Origin of the sequence: Luethyella okanaganae (assembly GCF_042660285.1) — a bacterium.
Classification (GTDB): domain Bacteria; phylum Actinomycetota; class Actinomycetes; order Actinomycetales; family Microbacteriaceae; genus Luethyella; species Luethyella okanaganae.
Genome location: NZ_JBHSTP010000001.1, coordinates 1553376 through 1577087, shown reverse-complemented (window position 1 = coordinate 1577087; position 23712 = coordinate 1553376). Strand labels below are relative to the sequence as shown.

Genomic DNA, 23712 nt, shown 5'->3' with positions numbered 1-23712 from the left:
GCCACCGTGTTCTCCCGCGAAGTCTCAGCCCGCAATGCGTCCGGTGCCGAACTGAGGATCCATGCTGCAGTGCCCGGCCCAGAGATCGATCGAGGACTTGCTCTTTGATCTCCGGCCCACGCTCAAACGAGACACCATCGCCCACCTCGGCACCGGCGTGTTTCTCGCCAGTGCCCGGAACGTCGTTCTCTTCGTTCCGTCCGGGACCGGCAAAACCCACCTCGCGATCGGCCTCGGCATCAAAGCCGCTCATGCCGACCGCCGCTCATGCCGACCATCGCGTGTTGTTCGCGACCGCAATTGAATTGACTGGGTCACCCGATTCCGGGCCGCATGCTGCGCGGGGCAGGTTTCCGCAGGACTCGCCCGGCTTCGCTGTCTTGGGATGGTCGTCGTCGACGAGGTCGGCTACATCCCGCGGAGCTGTGTCGAGGCCGGGAAACGCTGGAGTTCGGGTGCTTCACCTCCTTCCTTCGTCATGCGAAGCCCGTCAGCACGTCCAGACGCTGGCCGTGCTGTAACAACCCCAATTACTCGCCCAGCTCAACGGTCCTGCTGCGCTGGTGGGGTTCTGGCGAGTCTGCAACTCGAGTACGTAACCCATAGGATGACACCTCCTCTCCACTGATCTGAGATTCACTGATCTGAGACGTCGAAGACACCGGGGCCAGATTTCCGCTGATGATCAGAGGAAGGAGATCGCCTCGACTGAAGGCATCGCCGCCTAGTCTCCGTCGCGCGGCGTCGAGGGTCAGCAGGACTCCCGCGGCGCCAGTGCTGACGTCGGTGGAGAGTCGAATCATCTGCTCGCCCGGAAACGCGATGCCGACCTTATTCTGCAATGCGTGGAGCTTCAACTGGCTGAGGTGCCAGTCGAAGGACGTCGAGGTGGACGAGGTGGCAAGTCCGTGCCGTTCGAGATCCGCGATGAACAAGAGAAGGCCGGAACGGCCGTTGCTCACATTCGGCTCGACCACGAAGTCCGTCATGGTCACACGCTCGATGGTGGCGAGCATGTTCACGTACTCGCGAGGCCCGCCCACGTCGAGGAACTGCAGCAGGGCGAGGCCGCACCCGATGCTTCCGGAGGCCAGATATGGCAACACGCGCCATCCCTCGTTCATCTGAATCGAGCCGTCGTCGACTTCGACACAGTGCGCAAGGTCGTAGTCCAGAGTGAACTGGGCGAGTTGAAGGTGGCGCTCGTCGGACGTTGCCTGGTAGAGGCGGCTCGCGAACAGCGACACTCCCGATTGTCCCCAGAACAGGCCTCCGCGACCAGTCGGCACAGACGGTTGAGGCCCACTGGCCGTCGGGTCCGGTAACGCCTGCGAGCGCCTCGCGAGAATCTCGAAGATGTCCGCCAGTGCGGCGTCCACTCGATCGTAGTCTCTGAGATGGTCTCGCTCGCTAAGAAGGAAGAGCCCGATACCGGCCAGTCCGCTGTAGAGGTCGGATGTGAGGTTGTCGAAGTCGACGTTGAGCAGCTTGTCGGTGATCTCGTCTGCGGACGTGGTCATCCCCAGCTCCCTCCACAGCCAAGCGACACCTGCGATTCCGTCGTACAAGCCGATCTGTTGCCCTCGATACTCGGTGACAGCATCTGCGATCCACTGAAGAGCGAGAGGATCGGCGTTGAAGCCGCTCACCCTCAGCGCGTGGACCACTCCGGCCGCTCCGTGCGCCAGTCCGAATCCGTTCTCCGTGAACTGTCGGATGTCACCGGGATAGGAGCGATCGTAGCGGGAGAAATCTGCGCTGCTCTCGATGAAGCGAACTATGAGCTCCTGAAGGTGGCGGATGCCCGAGACCGTACTGGTGTCCCAGGCAGTGATGGAGTCCAGTGTTTTCGTCGAGAGCCGGCTGGAACCCGATCGTCCGCCGGTGGGAAGATTCATGTCGAGCCGGATTGACTCGATGAACGCGCCCGACAGTTCGTACTCGGCCTGGGCAGCCGCGAGGTGGTCGTCGAGCTTTCTCGGGTCGAGATTGAACAGCACCGTCAGCGGAATGAACAGCGAGAGCTTGATGCAGGCCAGCGAGTATTTGTCTGCTGCGAAGCCACGGCGGCCGTCGGAGGCGACGTAGCCGGGTGCCCCGATGGCGATGAGTGAGTCGTCGATCTCGTGATGGGACATCTCGAGGTCGACGAACGTGACCCGACCGTCCGGCTTGACCATGAGGTTGTTCGGATGCAGATCGCCGAAGACGATTCCTCGGGCATGAAGGCGTTGGAGTTGCTCTTCCACCTGATCGCAGATTGACAGAACCCACTTCCGATACTCGTCCCGGTCGGCACGGCTGCTGTCGGAACGGATGATCGGGTTCCTGAGAACCATTTCCTTGTTCAGGGTCTCTCCGTCGATAAACTCACACGCCATGAATCTGTGCCCGAACAGGGTGAACTTGTCGATGAGGTCCACGATGGACGGCTCATCTCGGAGTTCCTCCAGAATCGCGGCCTCTGAGTCCAATCGCGCGACGGCGTCGCGTCCGTCGGGGGTGAGCCCAGCATGCGGCCGACCCTCCTTCAGGATCACTTCGCGCCCGGTCGAAATCTGAGTGGCCCTATAGACGCCACCGCCGTTCGAGAAGTGCAGGGCCTCGCTGATCTGGTAGTCAAATCCCTCAGGGGCGGCACCGGAGCCAAGTTTCTCTATCTGCTCTTTCAGAAAGCTCGGGAGGGTGACCCACGCGGGCGGAGAGAACGACGGGAGCCGCTCGTCTGGCACCAGCCGCCCATCCGGATGCCTGACTGCGGGGACTTGGATGTCGTGTTCGTTCCGCGTGTAGAGCATGCGGAACCCGCCATAGCGAACATAAAGAGGACCCTCGTTCCACCGCAGGTCGCTCAAGATGTAGGGGCCTTCGGCTCCGTCAAGCAGGGCGTCAAGCTCTGCGAGCGTGCTGAGCAACTCGTCCTCGTCCTGAGGATAAATGGTGACGAACTTGCCGCTGGTGGCTCTGTCGACATACTTCATGTTCCGCTGGAGCATCTCGGTATGTGAGGGCACGTGCTTGAAGATCATGCTGCGGGCATGGCAGTACGTGGAGATCGTCGTGAGCAGTTCTTGCGCGTTGGATGTGGTCGCGCTCGCGTGAATCTTCCAACCTTGGTCGGGAAGGGTCGCTCTCAGCGGATTCCGTCTGACCCACCCGTCCGTCACCGTCGTCTCCCACGCTGACCAGTCGAGGTCGAGGGCCAGGTTGAACCGTCTCCGGTTCGGGGTGCGCTCGGAAGGCTGATCGTAGAACTCCTGGTCTACAAGCGCGAATTCCAAGTATCGCAAGTCCATGTGGAGGCTCCTCACTGTTGAGCGGTGCTTCCCTGGTGGGAGCGGTGCAGCTCAGGCACCGATCGATATACATCGCAGGTGACTCATGGCATTAATCATGGAGTGCCCCACTCTCATGCGGCGTCCATCGCGCGTTAGAACTTGGCTACATCTTTTGATGGACCTCGTGAAACCCCGCCTCGACCCTGCTGGCATCCAGCGGGGTCTCACCGGGCGGAGCATCTCGGGCTTCAGTTCAGGCTCGGCGATGCTGATGCCGATCGCCTCCTGGTCTGTTGTGATAGTCCTGATGGCAGGAGTTGTCTTCCGGCGACGTGACGTTGCTGGCCGAGCCTGATGGAGTGCGACATGACGATCAGCAACGAGACAGATGAGATGACGCGAGAGCCGATCGCCTCCCATGCGCATTCGTTGTTTCGCGGATACATGGGGCGTGAATGGCTACTGGTCATCGCCTCGATCGTCCTGAGTTCGGTCTTTTACCTGATCAACCTCATAATCGGCCAGGTGACCGAGCGGCCCTGGGCATCCGGCGGTGCTGGGGTCCCCGCTGTCGCTATTGCGCTTCTGTTCATGCAGGCTGTCGCGCTTCTTTGGAGACGCCGGCATCCATTGGTCATGTTCGGCGCTGTCTACCTCGTGTTCATCGCGATGACCCTCCTGCAGGGGAATCGGGATCTCGCAGCTGGCCCGACGCTCTGGATCGCAGTGTTCTTTCTCGCGGCCAACACGAATGCACGGGTCGCCATCCCCACGCTGCTTGTTGCCGCGGGGGGAGACGTGGTCGTTCAGCTGCCGTGGCTTGCACAGGCGCACGAGCTCACCAGTGCACTCTGGGTCGTATCTGTGGCCGCTGTCGTGGTCAAGGTCGCCGTCGTGTATACCATCTGCGCCTTCCTCGGGGGATGGGTGACGCTGCAACGGCGGCGGGCTGAACTCGCTGTCGAGCGCACCGAGCTCATCCAGAAGGAAAGTGAGGCACGAGTACGTGAGGCCGTGACCAAGGAGCGTAACAAGATGGCACGGGAGCTTCACGACGTTGCCGCTCATCACCTTTCTGGCATTGCCGTGCAGAGCAGGGCGGCGCTCCACGTCCATCCGAGAGACCCGGACACCGTCGGAGCCCTGCTACGGGACATCCGTCGACAGAGCCAGGACACGCTTATTAGCCTCGGGCAGATCGTGGGCATCCTCCGCGAAGGAGACGACCAGGAGCTGTCGCCTCAGCCGATGATCGAAGACATCGGCGAGCTTGTCGCGTCGACTCGCAGGCTGAGTACCGTCGTCAATTTGCATGTCGAGGGCGATTCAAGCAGGTTGTCGCCCGCGGTTTCGCTCGCCTGCTATCGGATCGTGCAGGAGTCGTTGTCGAACGCCCACAAGCATGCATCCGGGGCGGAGGTCTTTGTCCGCATCCAGAATCACGATGACCAGGTGGAGATCCTGGTTGAAAACGGGCGGCCACCCTCCGAACTGGTGGCAACGACCGACCTGCCGCAAGGCGGCTTCGGTCTCACGGGAATGCGAGAGCGCGTTCAGGTACTCGGAGGCTACTTCGAAGCTGGTTCGACGCTGAACGAGGGATGGCGCAACAAGGCGATCATTCCGACCCAGGAAGGAACGGTAGTGCGATGATTCGCGTTCTCATTGCTGACGATCAGCTCGTCGTGCGAAGCGGTTTCAAGCTCTTTCTTCGCGACGAGAGGGACATCGAGGTGGTCGGCGAGGCGGCGTCAGGCGTTGAAGCGGTTCGGAAGGCACGAGAACTCTCCGCTGACGTCGTTCTCATGGACATACGGATGCCCGGCGGTGACGGCATCACCGCCACACGCGAGCTCGCCGTCTCCACCGTGATCGACCCGATCGCCGTCATCATCGTCACTACCTTCGACATCGACGAGTACATCTTCGGCGCGCTGGAAAGCGGTGCGGCAGGGTTTCTTCTCAAAGACGCAGACCCTGACGCGCTCGCGTGGGCGATCCGAGCTGCTGCGCGCGGCGATGGACTCGTGTCTCCCTCGGTCACGCGACGGGTCATCACTGAGTTTGCGCGCCGACAGCAGCCGAAGGCTCTGGATATGCTGCCTTCCCCCGAGCTGCTCACCTCCCGCGAGCTCGACATTGTTCAAGCTCTCGCCAGAGGGATGAGCAACCAGGAGATTGCGGATGAACTCCACCTGGAAATCGGCACAGTCAAGACTCATCTGAACCGGATTACGACCAAGCTCGGCATGAGGGACAGGCTTCAGACGGTCGTGTGGGCGTTCCAGCAGAACCTGCCTGGCATCCGTGACGTCCCCATCGCCTCCAATGGAGGCTGTGAATGACTGGTGCTGCGTCGACCCCGAGCGGACCATTGCGTGCACATCGCGGTCGCGCGGGGTGATCGCATTGCGTGTGTTGCAACGTGTGTTGCAAGAACGACTGCGGATCGACGCCGCCATCGGCGAGCAAAGGAATCCCGCCATCTGGGACTGAGGTCGAGGTTTTCATGCCCGCCGAAGGGTAGGCGTGCGGCTTCATCTTTTCACGCAACCGCAACTGCGGCCGGCTGATCGCGGATCAGGTTTTTCAGGTGGTACCTGTGTGTACGGGTGCTCTGCGCAACGTGTGCTGGAACGTCGCGGCCACGGGAAATGCGGCTATGACGAATCCCGCTGCGGTAGCGAAGACGGCGTGGCAGGCGTGAGCGCATGTGCTTCCTGGCCGAGCGTTGCTGCGCCGGTTAGGCGCAGGGCTGCCCCTTCTCGGCGGGTCGAGAGGGTGTCTTGACTGCTTTGCCCTCGCAGCTCAGCCGCACGAGGCCGCCCGCGGGCAGCCAGGCACCGCTGGGCTGGACGGTTCGGGGCGTTCGTCGTTCGTCGGGGTGCTACCTCAGGGTCATTGGGCTCCACCTTCGACGTTCTGTCACACTGGGCCGATGGGATTGCGACAACGGAGACAGTGGGCGCGCAGAGACGACGAGAGCTTGGAGGCTTGGCTTCGCCGACGAGTGTCCGAACCCGGGAGCGGGATCCCGATCGACCCGCGGATGACTCTCGATCTCTACGACAAGGTCGCTGCGCTCGAGAACCGCATCCGCGAGCTCGAAGCTCAGGCGGGCGGTGCGTCTCAAATCTGATGGATCTGATGGAGAGGCCGCCGGCCTCGAGGCGCCCAGGTGAGCAGTTGCTTTGGCAGCGATGTCATGCTCGTCCTCAAGACTCTGGGAGACAATTGCGACGATTGCAGGCCCGCTGCTCCGGCTGACCCGGTCGCAGCCCGCTGCTCACGAGTCAGCGGTGGTTCGCCCAAGCCATCTCCCGATTAAGTGCAGAGGGTACGGCGGTAGGCCAGCGGCGCGACGTCGATCGTGATGGCTCAGGCTCGCGTGAGGAGCCAATAGGCGGTGTCGTCCAACTGCTCGAGGTTGAGGCCGACGTCTCGGGCTTCTGCCGCGATGGTTTCGGGCGCCGCGTGGCGGTAGGAGTGTTCGACGGTCTCCTCGGTGAGGATTCGGTCGCCCTCGAGGCTGAGGTAGGTCATCCGCCAGCGCATTCGCTCGGCATCTGCAGGCGATGCCTCGACGATCGTCCGGTAGGTGGTCTCCCCGATCGTCGCGACTGTGGCGGCCGTTGCCGAGACCTGCTGCGGTCGCCCAGGAGGTTGCAGGTCGATGAGCGCGGCCCCACCGAGAGGGAGGCGGGCGGCGAGTTCGGCGAGCACGGCTGCGCGCTCGCCCGGATCGAAGTGGCCGATGACGCCCAGCAGGATCGCCCCGCCGATCCGTGTCGGAAGGGTCGTGGCGAAGAAACCTTCTTCGCGGAGGGTGACTCGGGCAAACCATTCCGGATGCCCGGCGACTCTCGACAGTGCGAGCGAGCGCATCGCCTGGCTCGGCTCCGATGCGAGCACCTCGGCGTCTGGAAGGTTCGTGAGCACCCACTCGAGGTTCAGACCGCTGCCGGTGCCGACGTCGAGGATCGATCCGACTTCGGGCCGCAGCAGCGGTCGGGGTCGTTTGAGCGCGGCGAGCTGGGCTGGTCGCCAAGGGGCGTTGTAGAGGTCGTAGGCGCCGGCTGTGGCTGCGTAGGGGTCCAGGCCTTCCACGGCTTCCCCTTGGGCTCTACAGGGCGACCCAGGCCTGGGTCGACGTCACTCGAGCACACGCTGTTTTACCCTAAAACAAAGAATGATAGTCATTCTCAAGGAACCGATTCTGCTCCATGGACGGCATCGGCCGCCGGCCCGGGCTTTCCTGCTATCGGGGTCATCGGGCCCACTGCGCGTCCAGCAGAGTGCGGTAGTGCCCGTCGCGTCGGGCGAGTTCGGCGTGGGTGCCGCGCTGGATGATCCGGCCGCGGTCGAGCACGAGAACCTGATCGGCGTTGACGATGGTGTCGAGGTTGTGGGCGATCACGAGCACACTGCCCGTCCTGGCGAGCTCACGGGCTGCTGCGCTGACGAGGCGGGTGTTCTCGGGGTCGAGGGCGGAGGTGGCTTCGTCCATGATCGTCAGCGGTGCGGCTTTGAGGAGGGCACGGGCGATCGAGACCCGTTGGCGTTGCCCGCCGGAGAGCCGGGCGCCGCCGGGTCCGGTGGGGGTGTCGAGCCCGTTGGGAAGTTCGGCGAGGGTTGAGTCCAGTCCGGCCGAGCGCACGGCGCGGCACATGTCGGCGTCCGTGGCGCTCGGGTTGGCGGCGCGGATGTTCTCGCGTATGGTGGCGTCGACAAGATAATCGTCTTGGAGGACCATCGCGATCTGCGCGTAGAGCCTGTCGGGTTCGATGCTGCGCAGGTCGGTGGCGTCCAGGGCTATCCGGCCGTTGGTGGGGTCCCAGAAGCGCGCGAGCAGTCGGGTGATGGTCGTCTTGCCGGAGCCTGACGGCCCGACGAGGGCGGTCAGTCCCCGCCTCGGCAGGGTGAAGCTGACGTCTTCGATCACCGGGTCGTCGCCGTAGCGGAAGGATATGCCCTCGACGTTTGCGAGCACGTTGCCGCTAGAGGTTTCTACGGGAGGGAGCTTGAGCACCGGCAGTGGCCGTGCGTCGAGGACGCTTCCGATGCGGGTGAGGGCGCCATGTTGCAGGCGGAGGCCGGCCGCGAGTTCGGCGCCGGCCGCGGCGATTGCAGTCAGCCGGGCGGTGGTGACGAGCAGACCGACGAAGGCGGGAACGGTGAGCGTCGCATCGGTGACCCAGAGGATGCCGAGGGTGATGAGCGCGGCGAAGAGAGCGTTCAGGGTGAGGCTGAACAGCAGCAGTCCTGGCAGCACGGTGACGGTCGACCGTCGAGACTCGCGTGCGGCGTCGCGAAGCGCGTGGTCGAGGGCGTCGACGTCTTCGGGGCGCTGGTCGGTGCGGATGAGGGGTTGCCGGGTGGCGTATTCGAGGATGCGGTTCGCGGCCTCGATGCTGGTGCGGTGGCGGCGGGTATCGACGGTGCGGGCGAGGCGCTGGCTGAGCGTGCTGGCATACCAGGCGACGACGGTTGTGGCGAGCACGGCGAGGCTGTAGCGCCAGTCCAGGAGCGCCAGGGTTGTCGCGGCGGCAATCGGAGTGAGGATGGCGGTGATCGCGGGGCGCAGCAGGATTGCTGGATAGGACATGAGCTGGGGCACGCCGGTCGTGGCGGTGTCGATGAGCTCGGTCTGCCGGATTGGCGTGAACCAGCCCAGTGGCAGCCGGGCGACGTGCTCGCCGAGCCTGGTATGCAGGGCGCGCGCGGTCTGGCTTCCGGTGCGAAAGGCGATCAGCTGTGCCGCCCATTGCACGATGACGAACGCGACGGAGCTGCCGGCGAGCGCGACCAGCCGCGGCCAGGGGTCGTCGTCTCCGGCGTTCAGAAGGGCCGCGATGGTGATGCCGGCCAGGCCGAGCACGATGCCCTGCAGCACCGCGGCGGTGCTCAGCCAGGCGGTGAGGGCCGCCAGAGCTCGGGCTTCGGGGGCAGGGAGCATGCGGTGCAGTGTGCGGAGCATCAGGCATCCTTCCGTTCGGCCGTGATCGTCGATCTGGGCGGTTCTGCGTTGTCCGGGGGCTTGGGCGGCTCGGCGTCCCACAGGGCTCGGTAGGCCGGGCAGTCATCGAGCAGCTCGAGGTGGGTGCCGTGTCCGGCGAGGTGGCCGCGGTCGAGCACGAGGATCTGTCCGGCCTGGGTGACGGTGCGCAGCTGGTGGGTGATGAGCAGGACCGCACGGTGTGCGGTCTCGCTGGTGAGGGTGTCCATCAGGGTGACGCGGGTGGCGGGGTCGACGGCGGAGGTGGCTTCGTCGAGCACGAGGACATCAGGGCGCCGCAGCAGGGCGCGGGCCAGGCACAGACGTTGCCGTTGTCCGCCGGAGAGATCGGTGTCGTCGCCGACGACGGTGTCGTACCCGTGAGGCAGGGCGAGGATGTCGTCGTGGATCGCTGCCGCCGTCGCGGCGCGGACGATGTCTTCCTCGGGAGTGGGGCGACCGCCGGTGAGGGTGTCGCGGATGCTGGCCTGCCGCAGTCCGGTGTCTTGGAAGACGAACCCGATCCGCTCGTACAGTGCGGCCTCGCTCACTTCGCGCAGGTCCATGCCGCCGAGCAGGATGCGGCCGTCGGTGGGGTCGATGAAGCCGGCGAGTAGGGCGGCGAGGGTGCTCTTGCCGCTGCCGGATTCCCCCACGATCGCGATCAAGCCCGTTGCGGGCAGATCGATGGTGAGGTCTTCGAGGGCGGCCCGGTCGTCGTCGTAGCGGTAGCTGACATGGTCGAAGCGGATTGCGCCGTCCCGGGCGGGGACGCCGTCGCCCCGAGCGAGGCTGGGTTGGCCGAGGAAGTCGCCGATGGAGGCAAGTGCGGACAGGCCGGTACGGATGGCCTGGAGCCGGGGTCCGGCTGCGGCGACGGGCGCGGAGATGGCAGGGCCGAGGAGGACGCCGGCGACGAGGCCGGTCGAGGTCACCCAGCCGAGGTGGAGGCCGGCGGCACCGGTCAGGGTGAGCAGGGCCACCGTGAGGGCCGGGGTGACGACGAGCCAGGAAGCAGTCGTGACTGCGGCTGTGCCCGAGGACCAGACGCGGAAGAAGTCGTGGAATCCGGTGACGGCTGCCTGGAAGCGAGTCTGTACGCTGCCGGGACCGCCGTAGACCTTCGCGACGGGCAGGCCGCGGACGTAGTCGACGATGGCGGTGTTGATGCGGCGCTGCTGCGTGGCGTACTCGACGAAGTTCGTGCCCGAGCCGCGCATCGCCTGCACGTACCATCCGATGCCGGCGGCCAGCGGGAGCACGCTGACGAGGGCGAGACGCCAGTCGATCAGGGCGAGGGCGATGAGGCCGGCGAGCGGTGTGACGGCGAGGGCGGTCGCGTCGAGCAGGGTGTGGGCGACGAGGTGGTGCAGAGCACCGGTATCGTCGTGCACGACCTTCTTGATCCGGCCCGCGCCGTGCCCGGTGACCACGGGGACCGGGAGGTGCCGGATGGTCTGGGCGAGGCGTGTCTGCAGCCGCAAGGTGAGGTCCGCGTCGGCCCGGTGGGTCAGCAGAGTCGCCGCGGCCGCGGCGGCCAGGCTGCCGAGGGTGCCGGCCACGGCGGCGAGGACGACGCCGAGCCCCGGGGCCGGGTCGCCGGTGAGCCAGGCGCTGGTGAACGCGATGAGCGCGAGTAACGGCAGCAAGGCCAGCAGCACGGCGGCGGCCTGGAGGACGGCGGCGAGGATCAGGTGTTTGCGGACGGGGCGGAGCAGGCCGAGATGGTTCATCGCAGGTGTCCTTCGCTGAGGGTGAGGATGCGGTCGACTCTGGTGGTGACGCGATCTCGGTGGGTGATGAGCAGGATCGGCGTGCCGCAGTCGCGTCGGTGGCAATCGAGGGTGTCGAGGATGCGCTGCTCGGTGCCGGTGTCGAGGGAGGCGGTGGACTCGTCGCAGAGCAGCACGGCGGGCGCGGCGGCGATCGCGCCGGCGATGGCGACCCGGTGGCGTTGGCCGCCGCTGAGGCGGTCCGGGGTTCGTTCCAGCAGCTGCGGGTGCAATTCGAACCGTTCGAGCAGCTCGTCTAGGCTCCACCCGCAGGAGCGGCCGTTCCGGGAGGCGGACGCGAGGGCGCGGTCCAGGGAGCGGTTGACGGGTTCGTGCGGGTTGAGGGCGGCGCGGGCGTTCTGGCCGACGTAGGCGAGAAACGGTCCGCCAGCTCGCGCGCGGGCCGCGGCATCCCAGCCGATCGGCGCGCCGTGCAGACGCAGCCGTCCAGCGGTGGGCGGGGTGAGCCCGGCAAGAGCACGGGCGAGCAAGGTCTTGCCGCTGCCGGAGACCCCGCGCAGGGCGAGCAGCTCGGCCTGCGCGATCGTGAAGCTCACCTCGTCGATGACGCGCAGCTCACCATGCCGTATGGTGATGCTCTCCGCGGACAGCGCCGCCTCCCGGTGCGGGCCGGACAGGTGTGAGCGTGCCGGGCTCGCAGGTGTGGCCGGCGCCGTGATCTGCGGTGCGGGATGAAGGCGACCGGCGGCGATGGTGAAGGTGCTGTCGGCCATCCGGGCGACGAGGGCCCGATCGTGGCTGATGAGCAGGATCGCGGGTTGCCAGGGCAGTGCGGCGAACGCGGTACTGGCGGCGTGCGCGGTCTCGGGATCGAGTCCGCTCGTCGGCTCGTCGAGGACGATCAGCCGGGGGCGGGCGATGAGCGCCCAGGCCAGCAATACGCGTTGCGCCTGCCCGCCCGACAGGCGTCCGGGATGCCGGTGCAGCAGGTGCTCTTCCAGGGACGCGGCGCGGGCGGCGGCCGCGATCCGTTCGGCCCGGACGCGGCGACCGTCATCGGGGTGGGCGATCCGGTCGGCCGTGCGCAGTTGGGCAAGGATACGCCGGCGGGGGTTCAGGGCGCTTGCGGGATCCTGGGGCACGTACCCCGTGACGAGGCCGCGCAGCGCGCGCCGTCCCTCGGGGGAGAAGGGGTCGAGGCCGGCCACCCGGACGGTGCCCGCGGTGCGGCGCAGTCCGGGACCGAGGTGTCCGAGCAGCGCGTGCGCGAGGGTGGTCTTGCCCGCACCGGATGGCCCGACGATCCCGGTCACCGTGCCAGGGGCGAGGTCAAGGTCGACGCCGGCGAGGATCGCGGTGCCGTCGGGGGCGGTCACGGTGAGCCCGTGGATGCTGGATATCGGGCTCATGCCGTACGCTCGATCCGCTCAGGTGCCAGTCGGGTGGACTCGGAGGCACGGTCGAGCAGGATCGTCACTCCGACTGCGAGCAGGATCAGCAGGGCGGCCGGCACGATCACGGGCAGCGGGTTCATGGCGATGCCCGTGCCGTTCTCGCGGACCATCCGGCCCCAGTTCGCCACAGGGGCTCCGGCGCCGAGGCCGAGGAACCCGGCGGTCGCGGCGAGCTGGGTCGCGGCCACGAACCGGATGCCCGCCTCGGCCATGGCGACCGGGACGAGGCCGGGAAGGATGTCGTAGCGGACCCGTGTCAGTGTGCGCTCCCCGCGAGCCTCCGCGTGGCGGGCGTAGTCGGTGGCGGCGAGCCGGGCGGTGCACTCGCGGATGATGCGTACGGAGAACGGCACAGTCACCAGCGCGATCGCGGCGGCGACCGCTGCGTCGTTGCCGGGTACGCCGGTGGCCAGCAGCAGGATCAACAGCAGGGCGGGCAGCGCTGCAAGGCCGTCCACCATGCGCATCAGCACACGGCCGGCGGTGCGGCGGTGGGTGACGCCTAGCCAGACACCCAGGGCCAGCCCGATCAGGCTACCGAGCAGGGTCGCGGCGGCGGCTTGGGTGACGAGGACGCGCCCGCCGACGAGCACGCGGGGGAGCACGTCCCGGCCGAGGACGTCCGTGCCCAACGGGTGCGCGCCGGCGGGCGCCTCGAACGGGCCGCCGATCGGCACGGTCGTGCTGTCGACCGGAATCCAGGGACCGGCCATGGCGATGAGCAGCACGAGCAGGGCGGGGACGGCGATGACCCGGCTGCGCCCGGTCATGAGGTTCCGCCCGTCGGGGCCGGGACGTGCCGATTCAGCAGCCGGGCGGTGATGTCGCCGGTGAGCAGGATCAGCAGCGTCATCGCGCCCAGTACGAGGCTCAGGCCCTGGACGAGGGGCACGTCGCGGCTGGCGACCGCCTGGGCGAGCTCGGAGCCCAGGCCGGGCACGTTGAACAGGGTCTCCACGACGATCGCGCCGCCCAGTAGTCCTGCAGTCATGACCGCCAAGGCCATCACCGCCGGGGCGAGCGCGTTGGAGACCACGACCCCCCACACGTACCGGCCCCCGCGCACGCCGTTCAGCCGCGCGAACTCCGCATAGGGGGCTGTGACGGTCTGCGCGACCGACGCGCGCAGCAGCCGCATCGTGGAGCCGAAGCCGCCGAGGGCCAACGCGAGCGCAGGCAGCAGCACCAGCTCCGGGTGCACCCACAAGGACTGCCCGGGCGGGATGATCGCGACCGCGGGCAGGATCGGCCACCACACGGTGAACACCACGAGCAGCGCGGTCGCGATCAGAAACTCCGGGGTTCCGATCAACCCGAGGGTGGCACCGCTGAGCCACCGGTCCAGCCGGCCGCCCCGCCGCAACCCGGCCGCGGCGCCCAGCCCCCCGGCCAGCAGCACGATCACCAGCACGGCCGGGGTAAGCACGGCCAGGCTCGTCGCAAGCCGGGCACCGACGATCCCGGCGACGTCCCGGCCCGAGACCAGCGACGTGCCCAGGTCGCTGTGCAGCGCCCCGCCGATCCACTCCACGTAACGCTCGATGGCCGGGCGGTCCAGGCGCAGGGCGAGGCGGACCGCATCCCGCTCGGCGTCGGTGGCGTTCGGCCCCGACAGCACCCCGACCGCGTCGCCGGGGAGCATCTCGGTCGCCCAGAACACGATGATGGACAGCAGGGTGAGGGTCGCCGCACAGGCCGCGACCCTCACCGCGATCCACGAGGTCACCCTCACCGGGTCAGCGGGTGATCGTCGCACGGGACAGGTCGGGGAACTGCAGTTCCCGGACCCCTGACACCCCGGTCGCCGCCGCGCTGATCGTCGGGACGAACACCGGCGCGATCTGGTTGCCCTGCTGCCAGAGCAACTGCTGCGCCTCGTGGGATGCGGTCAGCCGCGCTTGCGCGTCGGTGGCGCTGCGCGCCGTCTTCACGAGCGCGTCGACCTCGGGGAAGTCGCCGGGCGTATAGTTCGGCTCGAACATCGCCGGTGGGTTGTAGCCGGCCTTGAACGGAAGCGCGAGGTAGGCCGGGTAGTCCGCGAACAGCTGACCTGGGGCGAGCTCGCGCAGAGTCGCATTCACGCCGATGGCCTTGAGGTCCTCGACGATGAGCGTCGCAGTCTCGACCATGCCCGGAAGCTCCGGCCCGGCCGTCAGCTCGACGCTCATGCCGTTCTGTCCGGCCTCGGCCAGCAGCTCACGTGCCCGGTCCGGGTCGTAAGCCCGCTGCTTGAGCGTCGTGTTGTAACTGGGGAAGCCGAGCGCCGGCACGTCGTTGCCTTCGAAGGCGTGCCCGTAGTAGACGTTCTCGATGATCCGTTCCCGATCGACCGCGAGTTTGAGCGCCTCCCGCACCCGAGGGTCGGCGAAAGGCGTGAAGGAGAGGTTCATCGAGAAGGCCTGGTATGACGCATACGGCAACTCACTCGTCGCGACGGCCACCTGGTCCGCACTGTCGAGGGACCGCGCCTGTGCGGGGGTGATGCCGGAGATATAGTCCACCTGTCCCTGCCGCAGCGCGTTCACCCGTGCCGTCCCGTCCGGGATCGAGACCAGCTCGATCGCGTCCAGAGACGATGCCTTCCCGTAGAAGTGGTCGTTGCGCTTTAGCAACGTAGACTGTCCAGGCTCGAACGCCGCGATCGTGAATGGACCCGAGGAAGGTGTCTCCTGAGTGAACTCCGTCGTGCCGTCCTTGATCGCGAGCATGCTCTGGCAGATCAGCTCCCGACCGTCCGCGGTCGGCGAAAGCGTCGGCAGCACCACCGTCGACGCATCCCGCGTCGAAGCCGCATCCAGATCGAAGTTACGCGCGACGAGCTTCATGAACGGCAGGCCCTTCAGCAGCACCGGCGCCCGCAGCGAATACAGCGCATCCTTCGCTGTCACCGCCGAGCCATCGGTGAACGAGACGCCGTCGCGCAGGTGCAGCGTGTACTCCGAGAGGTCGTCGCTCACGTCGATCGACTTGACCACCCCGTAGCCGACCCCATCGGGTGCGTCCGGATCGAGCTCGCACAGCGGTGCGTGCACCAGCCGGGCACGCACGTAGTCCAGCGCCGTCGGTCCCTGGAAATAGTTCAACGTCTCCGTCGAGCCTCCTGCGAACGCCGCCCGCAGCGTCCCACCGGACTTCGGCTGTTGCCCGCTGTCTGGGCCCGCGGAGCACCCCGCCAATACAAGCGAAGCAGCCACACTCACCGCCAGCAACGCAGTCACCCTGCGACCCATACGCGACACCATCCGACACCATCACTCTCTGTATTGCTATTGCTCCGGGACACCCGAGCTAATGTCGAGTATGTTTACTATGTATACTCTATTGAGAACGCTTCTCGAAACTTGGTCGATAGGATCACAGTCGTGAAGATCCCGACACCGCTGAGCCGTGAGGGCATCGTGGACGCGGCGCTCGAGATCACCAGCACGGAAGGGCTGGCGGGAGTCACGATGCGTGCCATCGCCGCGCGCTTCGACGTCACTCCGATGGCGCTGTACCGGCATATCGGCGACCGCGACGAACTGATCCGCCTCGTCGCAGACCGCATCGGCGCCCTGGTCCAACCGGACACCGCAGCGGATGCGAGCTGGGACGAGCGCGCCCGCGCATGGGCACGGACCCAGCGCGCGGTACTACGTCGGTATTCGGGGCTTGCCAGCTGGCTTCTGGATAACGGACCCGCCGGCCCGCAGGCGTACCGCCTGCTCGAACTGCTCGCCGCCGCCCTCGCCGCCGCCGGCTTCGACGACGCCAGGATCGCCCGCGGGACCGCGCTGATCATGAGCTGGACCTTCTCCCGTATCGCCATCGAGGACAATGCAGACGTCCGCGGTGACGAACGCCGCCCGAACCGGACGAAGACGTTCGTCACCGGACTGGACGCGCTCGACCCGTCCACCCACCCGATCTCGGCGCGGGTGGGCACGGAATTCTTCACCCTGCCCATGCATGAGATCTTCGAGACAGGGCTGGACTGGATCATTGCAGGACTCAGGGCCGGCTGAGCCCGCGGCGATCAAGAGCGGCGCGGAGAGCTGATCCAGGAGGGCTCGCCGATCGCCACCTACAAGATTCACCTACCCGCCGGGTGCGCCTCGGCCCGAGTGAGGCCGGGGCCCGCATCCACACTCATGTGTCCATCCCCACGACCGGCCGCGTTGTCACGCGCTCGCGCAGTCGGGGCAGCGGCCGAAGACCTCCAGCACATGCCGTGTGACGGTGAAGCCGTGCTGGTCTGCGGCGGTTTGGATCCACCCTTCGCTCGGTGGGTCGATCTGCACGGCCCTGCCGCAGTTCTCGCAGACCAGGTGGTGATGGTGCTCGCCGGCCGTGCAGGCACGGAACAGTTGTCCGCCGAGCACCGGAATCGTGTCCGCGAGCCCCGCGGCCTCCAGGGCGTTGAGCTGCCGGTAGACAGTGGCAAGGCCGACCGAGTCGCCCCTCTCATTGAGCCTTTGGTGGAGGTCCTGGGCGGAGATGAAGCCGCCCGCTTTCTCAAGCGCACCGCGCACCGCCGTCTGCTGCACGGTGCGGCGCTGCTCGTCTGCCCTGGTTCGTGACACGGTCGCTCTTCCTTTCGCCGTTGTGCGAGAATGGTTCTCAGTAGTATAGTCATATTGCAATCTGTTTATGTGTGTGATGGGATGGTTTGGTGCACAGGGAGATCGGCCTGGCGGATGCGGCGGAGTTGTTCAAGGTACTCGGCAGCGAATCGAGGCTATGGCTGCTAAGGCTGCTCGGCGGCCAGCCGATGACCGTCGGCGCGCTGGCGGAGGCGACCGGGATGTCGCAGCCGCTGGTCTCTCAGCACTTGCGCACGCTCAGGCAGGGCGGACTGGTGACAGCCGCCCGAAGTGGGAAAGAGGTGACGTATCGCGTGACTGACCAGCATGTGACGCACATGATCGCCGACGCTCTCGCCCACGTTCTCGAACCCACCGTCGACGAGATCGACACCGAACCATCACGAGAGGAAACAACATGACCATCACCGACACCCATGCGGAGCACACCATCACCGAGCACCAGCACGGCACCGGCTGCGGGCACGAGGCCGTCGAGCACGGCGACCACGTGGACTACCTGCACGGCACGCACCGGCACGCAGAGCACGGCGACCACTACGACGAGCACGAGTCGGTAGCCGAGCACACCCCGGCTGCGCACGCGCACGACGCCGGCTGCGGGCATGAGGCCGTCGAACACGGAGACCACCTCGACTACGTCCACGACGGGCACAAGCACGCCGAGCACGGCGATCACTACGACGAGCACTGATCGATCGGCGCCAAAGGCTCGGGCGAGGCGGCATCAGTCGCCGGCCCGGGTCTTTTCGCGCAGTCTGGGCCGTCGGCCCCCGTGCGCGTTGAGCAGAGCGCGGTAGTGCCCATCGGGTCGGGGGGCTCGGCGGGGGTGCGCTGCCGGATCCGGCTTCGGCCAAGGATGAGAACCTGATCGGCGCGGGAGATGGTGTCGAGGTTGTGGGCAATGACGAGGCACGTCATCCGGTGCCAGCCATCCTCGCGCAAAACAGCAGGAGGCGCCGCGGGTTGGCCCTCGTTCGCGGGTGTCGACACCGTAGAACCCCTGTGCGAGGCTCGGCCTTGCGTCGGCAGTGCGGGCGCATCGGGTTGGGGGACCTTATGGGGGCTGCACGTTGGGTGGTATCTGTTGCGGGGGCGTTGCTTGTTGCGCTCGTCTCTGGTGTGTCGTCTCCGTGGAACGTCGCGACCTCGCCGCCGTCCACGGCCTCTGACACTCAAGATGCGAACGTTTCTCTTGTCGTTGTCGATACCCTCGGCGTCGGGCAGGCCGCCGACGCGGCGGTCCTCGAGTCTCCGCAGAGCTACGCCACCGGCAACGCCGGTGTCGGTGCCGGTTTCACTCTGGCTAGTCAGAAGGTCACTCTCGCAGCAGGAACCACTGCGAAGCCGTTTCGCGGCTTCACCACCACCCCAAGCGACGACCCCACCGGCTGGGTTCATCTCGACACCCCCGATGACGACGGCGGCCATTTCAACACCGGATTCAGCTTCTTCCTCGGTTACGAGGTCGTCTTCGATTCCGCCAGCGGGCGGCTCGTCTTTCTCCCCCCTGGGTCGACGACCGCCTCTCCGATCTTCTCACCGAGTGCCGACCCGTCCGCCGCCGGTGGCCTATCCGGAGCTGTGATCTGGATCGTGTTGGGACTGATCGTGGCCGCGGCTCTCGCAGGCATCGTCATCGGGGTGCGAAAACAGCCGCCTCGACCCTAATGGCCGACGCGATCGGCGGATGGGTGAGGTCCGTCTCGTTCTGTCTCGGCCTTGGCCCATTGGGACATTCCGTCAGAGTCTCGCTAGCCTCGGCGTAGGAGGCGAGCATGACGAACGGGCGAGAGCGCGCTGAGGGAGTCCTCGGCCGGGCGGCGCGGATCCTGCATGCCTTCTCCGCGGATGACGAGCGTCTCACCGCCGCGGAGCTCGCCGAACGCACAGGGTTGCCTCGGTCCACGGCGCATCGACTTGCGACGGAACTGGCGACGCTCGGGATGCTCGACCGCCTGCCCGATGGCGCCTACGCAATCGGTGCAGGGCTCTGGGAGTTGGGCGAGCTCGCGCCGGTATCGATGCGGCTGCGCGAGCTGGCGCTGCCCCATATTCTGCGGCTCTATGAGGCGAGCGGAGAGAACGTGCACATCGCGGTGCTCAGCAGCGAGGATCCGGCCGTGGCGGAGGCGCTCTACGTCGCCCGGGTGACCGGCCCCCATTCGATTCCGACGCTGAGCCGCACGGGCGGACGCCACCCGCTGCACACGACCGGCGTCGGCAAGGCTCTCCTCGCCCAGCAGGAGGACGAGTGGCTGGATGAGTTCTTCCGGCGCACTCTCGAACGCGAGACGGTCCACTCGATCACCGATGAGCGGCGGCTGCGTGTGGAGATCCGTCTTGCCCGGTCGCGGGGGTTCGCGACCACGCGACAGGAGATGACCCTCGGCAACGTGTCCGTCGCGGCGGCCCTCCCTTCCGTCGATGGCCTGCCGCCGACGGCCGTCGGCGTCGTCACCCACCTCGCGCGCGCCGACGAGCGTCGTCTTGGCGTGCTCGTCGTCTCGGCGGCGCGCGCCATCGCACGAGACCTCGGCGCACCCTGAGCTCGCCCGGTCGCGCGCGCCGCACCGCCTCGCTCGCGCACCGAGCTATGAGTCGTCAAACAACCCGATCCCACTGAGTGGGACAGGTCTATAGGGGAAAGCAGTGCACCGTGTGACTCTGAGTGCAGCATCCGTCAAGGGAGACCTATGAGCACATCCACGATCGCCGCAGCGCCGGAGTCCCTCCTCGCCTCACCCGACCAGCTGTCGCAGGCCGAGATCACCGAGGAGATCGGCCACTACCACGCCGTGGCCGACGCCCGAGAAGCCGCGGGGGAGCCCGTCGCCCCGACGCTGCACGACTTTCCGCCGTATCGTTCCAGCATCCTGCGGCACCCGACCAAGAACCCGCGACTCGTGGACCCCGAGACGATCGAACTGTGGTCGCCGGCCTTCGGGCAGCGGGATGTCGCGGCCATCGAGTCCGACCTCACGCTTCAGCACACCGGTGAGCCACAGGGTGAGCGCATAACCGTGCAGGGACGGCTGTTGGACTCGTGGGGTCGTCCACTGGCCAATCAGCTCATCGAGATCTGGCAAGCCAACGCCGCAGGCCGTTACATCCACCAGCGCGACCAGCATCCTGCGCCTCTCGACCCGAACTTCACCGGAGCCGGCCGCGCCGTCACGGATGACAGTGGTGTGTACACGTTCACGACCATCAAGCCCGGCCCCTACCCATGGAAGAATCATGTCAACGCGTGGCGGCCGGCGCACATCCACTTCTCGGTGTTCGGCGCGAGCTTCACCCAGCGCATCATCACGCAGATGTACTTTCCAGGCGACCCGCTGTTCGCGCTCGACCCGATCTACAACTCCATCCACCGCCAGAAGGACCGCGACCGCCTGATCGGCGCTTACAACCACGACCTCACCGTGCCTGAATTCTCGATGGGCTACGAGTGGGACATCGTGGTCGACGGGCCCGATGCCACGTGGTTCGAGCCAGAGGGAGAGCACTGATGCCCGCGCCCCAGAGGACGCACACACCGAGCCCCGGCCAGACGATCGGTCCGTTCTTCGCCTTCGGCCTCGACTACGTCAAGAAGCATGAAGTCGCCTCTCCCCAGAGCCCGGGTGCGATCGTGCTCGGCGGAACGGTCTACGACGGGGCCGGTGCGCCCATCCCCGACGCGGTAGTCGAGATCTTCGGATCCGACACCGACGGCACCGTGCCGCGCGCACGGGGCTCCTTCCGCCGTGACGACCACACCTTCACCGGCTTCGGACGCTCGGCGACCACCGACGAAGGCGGGTACGAGTTCTGGACGCGCAACCCGGGCGCGATCGGAGGCAATGCGCCGTTCTTCGCCGTCGTCGTCTTCGCGCGCGGTCTTCCCGACAAGCTCCACACCCGCATCTACCTCCCCGAACACGAAGACCTCTTGGCGAGCGACCCGCTGCTCTGCTCGCTCACGTCGGAGGAACGCGCTACGCTCATCGCAACGCGCACCCCAGAGGGGTACCTTCAGCACGACATTCGGCTGCAGGGCGAGAAGGAGACCGTGTTCATTGAGTTCTGACGATGGGTCGACGGTGACTTCCGGGTCGCGGCCGGTTTTTGAGCGTCGGACCGGAATGGCCGAGACGACGGGCCGTCCGGTCGACGTCGGACTGTTGTCGCCGGTGTCGATCCTGGTGGGAGACGAGGCGTCTGATCGTGCGTTCGTCGACGAGCTGATCGGCGCTGAACTGGCGCTCATGCTGGCGCTGGTCGAACTCGGCGTAGCGCCGGCATCCGTGAGCCACGCTGTTGCGGAGTTGCTGAGCATGCCTCCCGAGGTTGAGCTGTGGACCTTGGCACGAGACTCGGTCGCGAGTGGCAATCCAGTGATCCCGTTGGTCCCACTGCTGAAAGCGCACGTCGCGCGTGTGGATCCGGACGCCGTGGACTGGGTGCATGTTGGGGCGACGAGTCAGGACATCATGGACTCCGCTCTCATGACCCTCGCGCGCGACGCGGCAGCCTCGATCGTCGAGTCGCTGCGGCGCACGGCGGCAGCCCTCGAGGTACTCGCGCGTGCCCATCGGGACGCCCCCGCGGCAGCGCGCACCCTCACCCAGCATGCGGTTCCCACGACTCTCGGACTCAAAGCGGCGAACTGGTCGAGCGCCATCGTGCGGGCGCGGCGTCGTGTCGAGGAAGTCGCCGACCGGCTGCCCGCCCAACTCGGCGGAGCGGGCGGGACGCTCGCCTCGTTCGTCGAACTCTTCGGTCAGGAGCGTGCCGCCGCGCTTCCCGCGCACTTCGCCCGCGAGCTCGGCCTGCAAGCGCCCGACGCTCCCTGGCATACCAACCGGTGGCCGGTGACCGAGCTCGGCGACGCACTGGTCGCCGCGATCGCGGCCGTCGGCACCCTCGCGGCAGACGTCGCCACGCTCGCCCGCACCGAAGTGGGCGAGGCATCCGTCGGAGCCGGGGGCGGATCCAGCGCCATGCCGCAGAAGCAGAACCCGGTGGACGCCGTGCTGATCCGGTCGGCGGCGCTGCGCGCGCCCGGCCTGGCCGCACAGCTGCACCTTGCTGCAGGTCTCGCGGTCGACGAGCGGCCCGACGGCGCCTGGCATGCAGAATGGCCGGTACTGCAGGAGCTGCTGCGACTCGCACTCGGTGCGTCCGCGCGAGCGGCCGAGCTCTCCGCTGACCTGACCTTCGACCCGGAGCGTGCTCGTGCGAACCTCGACCTCACCGGTGGGCTGATCGTGAGCGAGCGGCTGAGAATCGTGCTCGTGCCGCGCATCGGCAAGGCCCGGTTCGATGTGCTCATCGCCGAAGCCTCCGCGGGTGGTAGCCTCGGCGCGCTCGTTCGAGCGCTGCCGGAGGCATCAGGACTCGATACCGACGACCTCATGAACCCGGCGCACTACGTCGGGCTCGCCCAACACCTCGTCGACACCGCCCTGCACAGCGCGGTGCAGGAAGGGATGCGGCCGTGACCGTTCCGACCGTCGCCCTCACCGCATCCGTCGGTCCGGCCGGCGCTCCGCTCGTCGTTCTCGGTTCGTCGCTGGGCACGTCCACGATCCTGTGGGAAGACGTTGTCCCGTCGCTCGCGCGGGAATACCGCGTCGTCGCGTGGGATCTTCCTGGGCATGGGGCATCCCCGGCCGTGTCGGCGTCGTTCTCGGTCGGGGATCTCGCCGATGCGGTCGTCGCGGCGGTCGGGGAGCCCTTCCTCTACGCCGGGGTGTCGCTCGGCGGCGCCGTCGGCCTGACGCTCGGGTTGCGCCATCCCGCCCTCGTGCGTCGAGTGGCGATCCTGTCGTCCGGCGCGAAGCTCGGTGACCCAGACGGGTGGCATGAGCGCGCCGCGCACGTGCGGGCGCAGTCGACCTCGAGCGTCATCATCGGGTCGGCGCAACGCTGGTTCGCACCCGACTCGTTGTCACGCCGACCCGGACTGTCGGGGCGTCTGCTGCACGCGCTGCAAGACGCCGACGACGAGAGCTACGCTCTGTGCTGCGAGGCGCTCGCCGCTTACGATGTGCGGGGGCAGCTAGGCGAGATCGGGATTCCGGTGCTCGCGCTGTGGGGCGAGCACGACCTGGTCGCCCCTGAGGAGAAGTCCGTCGAGATCGCCTCGGCTGTGGGGGACGGCCGCATCGTCGAGGTGAAGGATGCCGCACACCTGCCACCAGCAGAGCAGCCCGCAGCGACTCTGGACGCGTTGCTCAACTTCTTCCGGGAGGAACGACGATGAGACCGTCCGGTGAAGGACTCTCCGACGAGGACCGCTATGACCAGGGCATGACGGTTCGCCGCGCGGTGCTGTCGGATGCGCACGTCGACCGTTCGACCGCCGCTGCGACCGAGCTGACGGCCGAGTGGCAGGATTTCATCACGCGGGTCGCCTGGGGGGATGTCTGGTCGCGTCCTGGGCTGGACCGGCGTTCGCGGTCTGTCGCGGTGCTGTCCTCGCTCATCGCCCACGGGCATCACGAGGAGCTCGCGATGCACCTGCGTGCGGCACGGCGCAACGGACTGACGCTGGATGAGATCAAGGAAGTGATCCTGCAGAGCGCGATCTATTCCGGGGTTCCTGCCGCGAACACGGCATTCCGCATCGCCGGCGAGGTCTTCGCCGACGAACTCGGCTGAGCTGTGAGCTGTGAGCTGTGA

22 protein-coding genes are annotated in these 23712 nt (G+C 67.1%); 13 read left to right on the top strand and 9 right to left on the bottom strand.

The window, feature by feature from the left end; genetic code table 11:
* Positions 1-61 precede the first annotated feature (61 nt).
* The gene (locus ACFQB0_RS07410) at positions 62-304 is read left to right on the top strand and encodes an ATP-binding protein (RefSeq protein ID WP_386729448.1); all 243 of its coding nucleotides are present in this window, start codon (positions 62-64) and stop codon (positions 302-304) included.
* Between the two features lie 226 nt (positions 305-530).
* Here the strand turns inward: ACFQB0_RS07410 and lanKC are convergent, their stop codons facing one another.
* The gene (gene lanKC, locus ACFQB0_RS07405; RefSeq protein WP_386729446.1) at positions 531-3296 is read right to left on the bottom strand and encodes a class III lanthionine synthetase LanKC; all 2766 of its coding nucleotides are present in this window, start codon (positions 3294-3296) and stop codon (positions 531-533) included.
* Between the two features lie 348 nt (positions 3297-3644).
* On the opposite strand from lanKC, the gene ACFQB0_RS07400 reads away from it, so the two are divergent.
* A complete protein-coding gene (locus tag ACFQB0_RS07400; RefSeq protein WP_386729443.1) occupies positions 3645-4931 on the top strand; it encodes a sensor histidine kinase in 1287 nt (428 codons plus the stop codon).
* Positions 4928-5623: a response regulator gene (locus tag ACFQB0_RS07395; RefSeq protein WP_386729440.1), complete on the top strand. Its 696-nt coding sequence runs from the start codon at positions 4928-4930 to the stop codon at positions 5621-5623. Before ACFQB0_RS07400 ends, ACFQB0_RS07395 begins: the two co-directional genes overlap by 4 nt.
* Before the next feature lie 1033 nt (positions 5624-6656).
* Here ACFQB0_RS07395 and ACFQB0_RS07390 read toward each other — a convergent pair.
* From ACFQB0_RS07390 to ACFQB0_RS07360, 7 genes are all read right to left on the bottom strand, one after another.
* Positions 6657-7385, bottom strand: a complete 729-nt coding sequence (locus ACFQB0_RS07390; protein WP_386729437.1) for a methyltransferase domain-containing protein — start codon at positions 7383-7385, stop codon at positions 6657-6659.
* A 160-nt stretch (positions 7386-7545) separates the two neighbouring features.
* Complete coding sequence (locus ACFQB0_RS07385; protein ID WP_386729434.1) at positions 7546-9255, bottom strand: ABC transporter ATP-binding protein; 1710 nt, start codon at positions 9253-9255, stop codon at positions 7546-7548.
* Positions 9255-11006, bottom strand: coding sequence for an ABC transporter ATP-binding protein (locus tag ACFQB0_RS07380; RefSeq protein WP_386729431.1), 1752 nt, complete (start codon positions 11004-11006; stop codon positions 9255-9257). The genes ACFQB0_RS07385 and ACFQB0_RS07380 overlap by 1 nt, the downstream gene beginning before the upstream one ends.
* Complete coding sequence (locus ACFQB0_RS07375) at positions 11003-12415, bottom strand: ABC transporter ATP-binding protein (protein ID WP_386729428.1); 1413 nt, start codon at positions 12413-12415, stop codon at positions 11003-11005. The genes ACFQB0_RS07380 and ACFQB0_RS07375 overlap by 4 nt, the downstream gene beginning before the upstream one ends.
* Positions 12412-13230: an ABC transporter permease gene (locus ACFQB0_RS07370; RefSeq protein WP_386729425.1), complete on the bottom strand. Its 819-nt coding sequence runs from the start codon at positions 13228-13230 to the stop codon at positions 12412-12414. The genes ACFQB0_RS07375 and ACFQB0_RS07370 overlap by 4 nt, the downstream gene beginning before the upstream one ends.
* Positions 13227-14216: an ABC transporter permease gene (locus ACFQB0_RS07365; protein WP_386729423.1), complete on the bottom strand. Its 990-nt coding sequence runs from the start codon at positions 14214-14216 to the stop codon at positions 13227-13229. The genes ACFQB0_RS07370 and ACFQB0_RS07365 overlap by 4 nt, the downstream gene beginning before the upstream one ends.
* Positions 14197-15654: an ABC transporter substrate-binding protein gene (locus tag ACFQB0_RS07360; protein WP_386729420.1), complete on the bottom strand. Its 1458-nt coding sequence runs from the start codon at positions 15652-15654 to the stop codon at positions 14197-14199. Before ACFQB0_RS07360 ends, ACFQB0_RS07365 begins: the two co-directional genes overlap by 20 nt.
* A 168-nt stretch (positions 15655-15822) precedes the next feature.
* Between ACFQB0_RS07360 and ACFQB0_RS07355 the strand changes: the two genes are divergently transcribed.
* Entirely contained in the window at positions 15823-16464 is a 642-nt protein-coding gene (locus tag ACFQB0_RS07355; RefSeq protein ID WP_386729418.1) for a TetR/AcrR family transcriptional regulator, read from the top strand.
* A 156-nt stretch (positions 16465-16620) separates the two neighbouring features.
* Here ACFQB0_RS07355 and ACFQB0_RS07350 read toward each other — a convergent pair whose 3' ends face one another.
* Positions 16621-17022 carry a Fur family transcriptional regulator gene (locus ACFQB0_RS07350; RefSeq protein WP_386729416.1) on the bottom strand — a complete coding sequence of 134 codons (402 nt, stop codon included), beginning with the start codon at positions 17020-17022 and terminating at the stop codon, positions 16621-16623.
* 89 nt (positions 17023-17111) lie between these two features.
* Between ACFQB0_RS07350 and ACFQB0_RS07345 the strand changes: the two genes are divergently transcribed.
* From ACFQB0_RS07345 to pcaC, 9 genes are all read left to right on the top strand, one after another.
* The gene (locus ACFQB0_RS07345; RefSeq protein ID WP_386729414.1) at positions 17112-17444 is read left to right on the top strand and encodes an ArsR/SmtB family transcription factor; all 333 of its coding nucleotides are present in this window, start codon (positions 17112-17114) and stop codon (positions 17442-17444) included.
* Complete coding sequence (locus ACFQB0_RS07340; RefSeq protein WP_386729412.1) at positions 17441-17737, top strand: hypothetical protein; 297 nt, start codon at positions 17441-17443, stop codon at positions 17735-17737. Before ACFQB0_RS07345 ends, ACFQB0_RS07340 begins: the two co-directional genes overlap by 4 nt.
* 383 nt (positions 17738-18120) lie before the next feature.
* Positions 18121-18714 carry a hypothetical protein gene (locus ACFQB0_RS07335; RefSeq protein WP_386729410.1) on the top strand — a complete coding sequence of 198 codons (594 nt, stop codon included), beginning with the start codon at positions 18121-18123 and terminating at the stop codon, positions 18712-18714.
* Positions 18715-18821: 107 nt separating this feature from the next.
* The gene (locus ACFQB0_RS07330) at positions 18822-19592 is read left to right on the top strand and encodes an IclR family transcriptional regulator (protein WP_386729407.1); all 771 of its coding nucleotides are present in this window, start codon (positions 18822-18824) and stop codon (positions 19590-19592) included.
* A gap of 147 nt (positions 19593-19739) precedes the next feature.
* Entirely contained in the window at positions 19740-20555 is an 816-nt protein-coding gene (pcaH, locus tag ACFQB0_RS07325) for a protocatechuate 3,4-dioxygenase subunit beta (RefSeq protein ID WP_386729404.1), read from the top strand.
* The gene (pcaG, locus tag ACFQB0_RS07320; RefSeq protein WP_386729403.1) at positions 20555-21115 is read left to right on the top strand and encodes a protocatechuate 3,4-dioxygenase subunit alpha; all 561 of its coding nucleotides are present in this window, start codon (positions 20555-20557) and stop codon (positions 21113-21115) included. The genes pcaH and pcaG overlap by 1 nt, the downstream gene beginning before the upstream one ends.
* Before the next feature lie 55 nt (positions 21116-21170).
* Complete coding sequence (locus tag ACFQB0_RS07315; protein WP_386729400.1) at positions 21171-22529, top strand: lyase family protein; 1359 nt, start codon at positions 21171-21173, stop codon at positions 22527-22529.
* The gene (locus tag ACFQB0_RS07310) at positions 22526-23293 is read left to right on the top strand and encodes an alpha/beta fold hydrolase (RefSeq protein WP_386729397.1); all 768 of its coding nucleotides are present in this window, start codon (positions 22526-22528) and stop codon (positions 23291-23293) included. The genes ACFQB0_RS07315 and ACFQB0_RS07310 overlap by 4 nt, the downstream gene beginning before the upstream one ends.
* Positions 23290-23691, top strand: a complete 402-nt coding sequence (gene pcaC, locus ACFQB0_RS07305; RefSeq protein ID WP_386729394.1) for a 4-carboxymuconolactone decarboxylase — start codon at positions 23290-23292, stop codon at positions 23689-23691. Before ACFQB0_RS07310 ends, pcaC begins: the two co-directional genes overlap by 4 nt.
* Positions 23692-23712: the final 21 nt, after the last annotated feature.

Coding starts and splice junctions, on each gene's coding strand:
- pcaC (WP_386729394.1), top strand. CDS start 23,290: ATGAGACCGTCCGGTGAAGGACTCTCCGACGAGGACCGCTATGACCAG.
- pcaH (WP_386729404.1), top strand. CDS start 19,740: ATGAGCACATCCACGATCGCCGCAGCGCCGGAGTCCCTCCTCGCCTCA.
- ACFQB0_RS07410 (WP_386729448.1), top strand. CDS start 62: ATGCTGCAGTGCCCGGCCCAGAGATCGATCGAGGACTTGCTCTTTGAT.
- ACFQB0_RS07395 (WP_386729440.1), top strand. CDS start 4,928: ATGATTCGCGTTCTCATTGCTGACGATCAGCTCGTCGTGCGAAGCGGT.
- ACFQB0_RS07380 (WP_386729431.1), bottom strand. CDS start 11,006: ATGAACCATCTCGGCCTGCTCCGCCCCGTCCGCAAACACCTGATCCTC.
- ACFQB0_RS07400 (WP_386729443.1), top strand. CDS start 3,645: ATGACGATCAGCAACGAGACAGATGAGATGACGCGAGAGCCGATCGCC.
- pcaG (WP_386729403.1), top strand. CDS start 20,555: ATGCCCGCGCCCCAGAGGACGCACACACCGAGCCCCGGCCAGACGATC.
- lanKC (WP_386729446.1), bottom strand. CDS start 3,296: ATGGACTTGCGATACTTGGAATTCGCGCTTGTAGACCAGGAGTTCTAC.
- ACFQB0_RS07370 (WP_386729425.1), bottom strand. CDS start 13,230: ATGACCGGGCGCAGCCGGGTCATCGCCGTCCCCGCCCTGCTCGTGCTG.
- ACFQB0_RS07315 (WP_386729400.1), top strand. CDS start 21,171: ATGGCCGAGACGACGGGCCGTCCGGTCGACGTCGGACTGTTGTCGCCG.
- ACFQB0_RS07375 (WP_386729428.1), bottom strand. CDS start 12,415: ATGAGCCCGATATCCAGCATCCACGGGCTCACCGTGACCGCCCCCGAC.
- ACFQB0_RS07385 (WP_386729434.1), bottom strand. CDS start 9,255: ATGCTCCGCACACTGCACCGCATGCTCCCTGCCCCCGAAGCCCGAGCT.
- ACFQB0_RS07340 (WP_386729412.1), top strand. CDS start 17,441: ATGACCATCACCGACACCCATGCGGAGCACACCATCACCGAGCACCAG.
- ACFQB0_RS07330 (WP_386729407.1), top strand. CDS start 18,822: ATGACGAACGGGCGAGAGCGCGCTGAGGGAGTCCTCGGCCGGGCGGCG.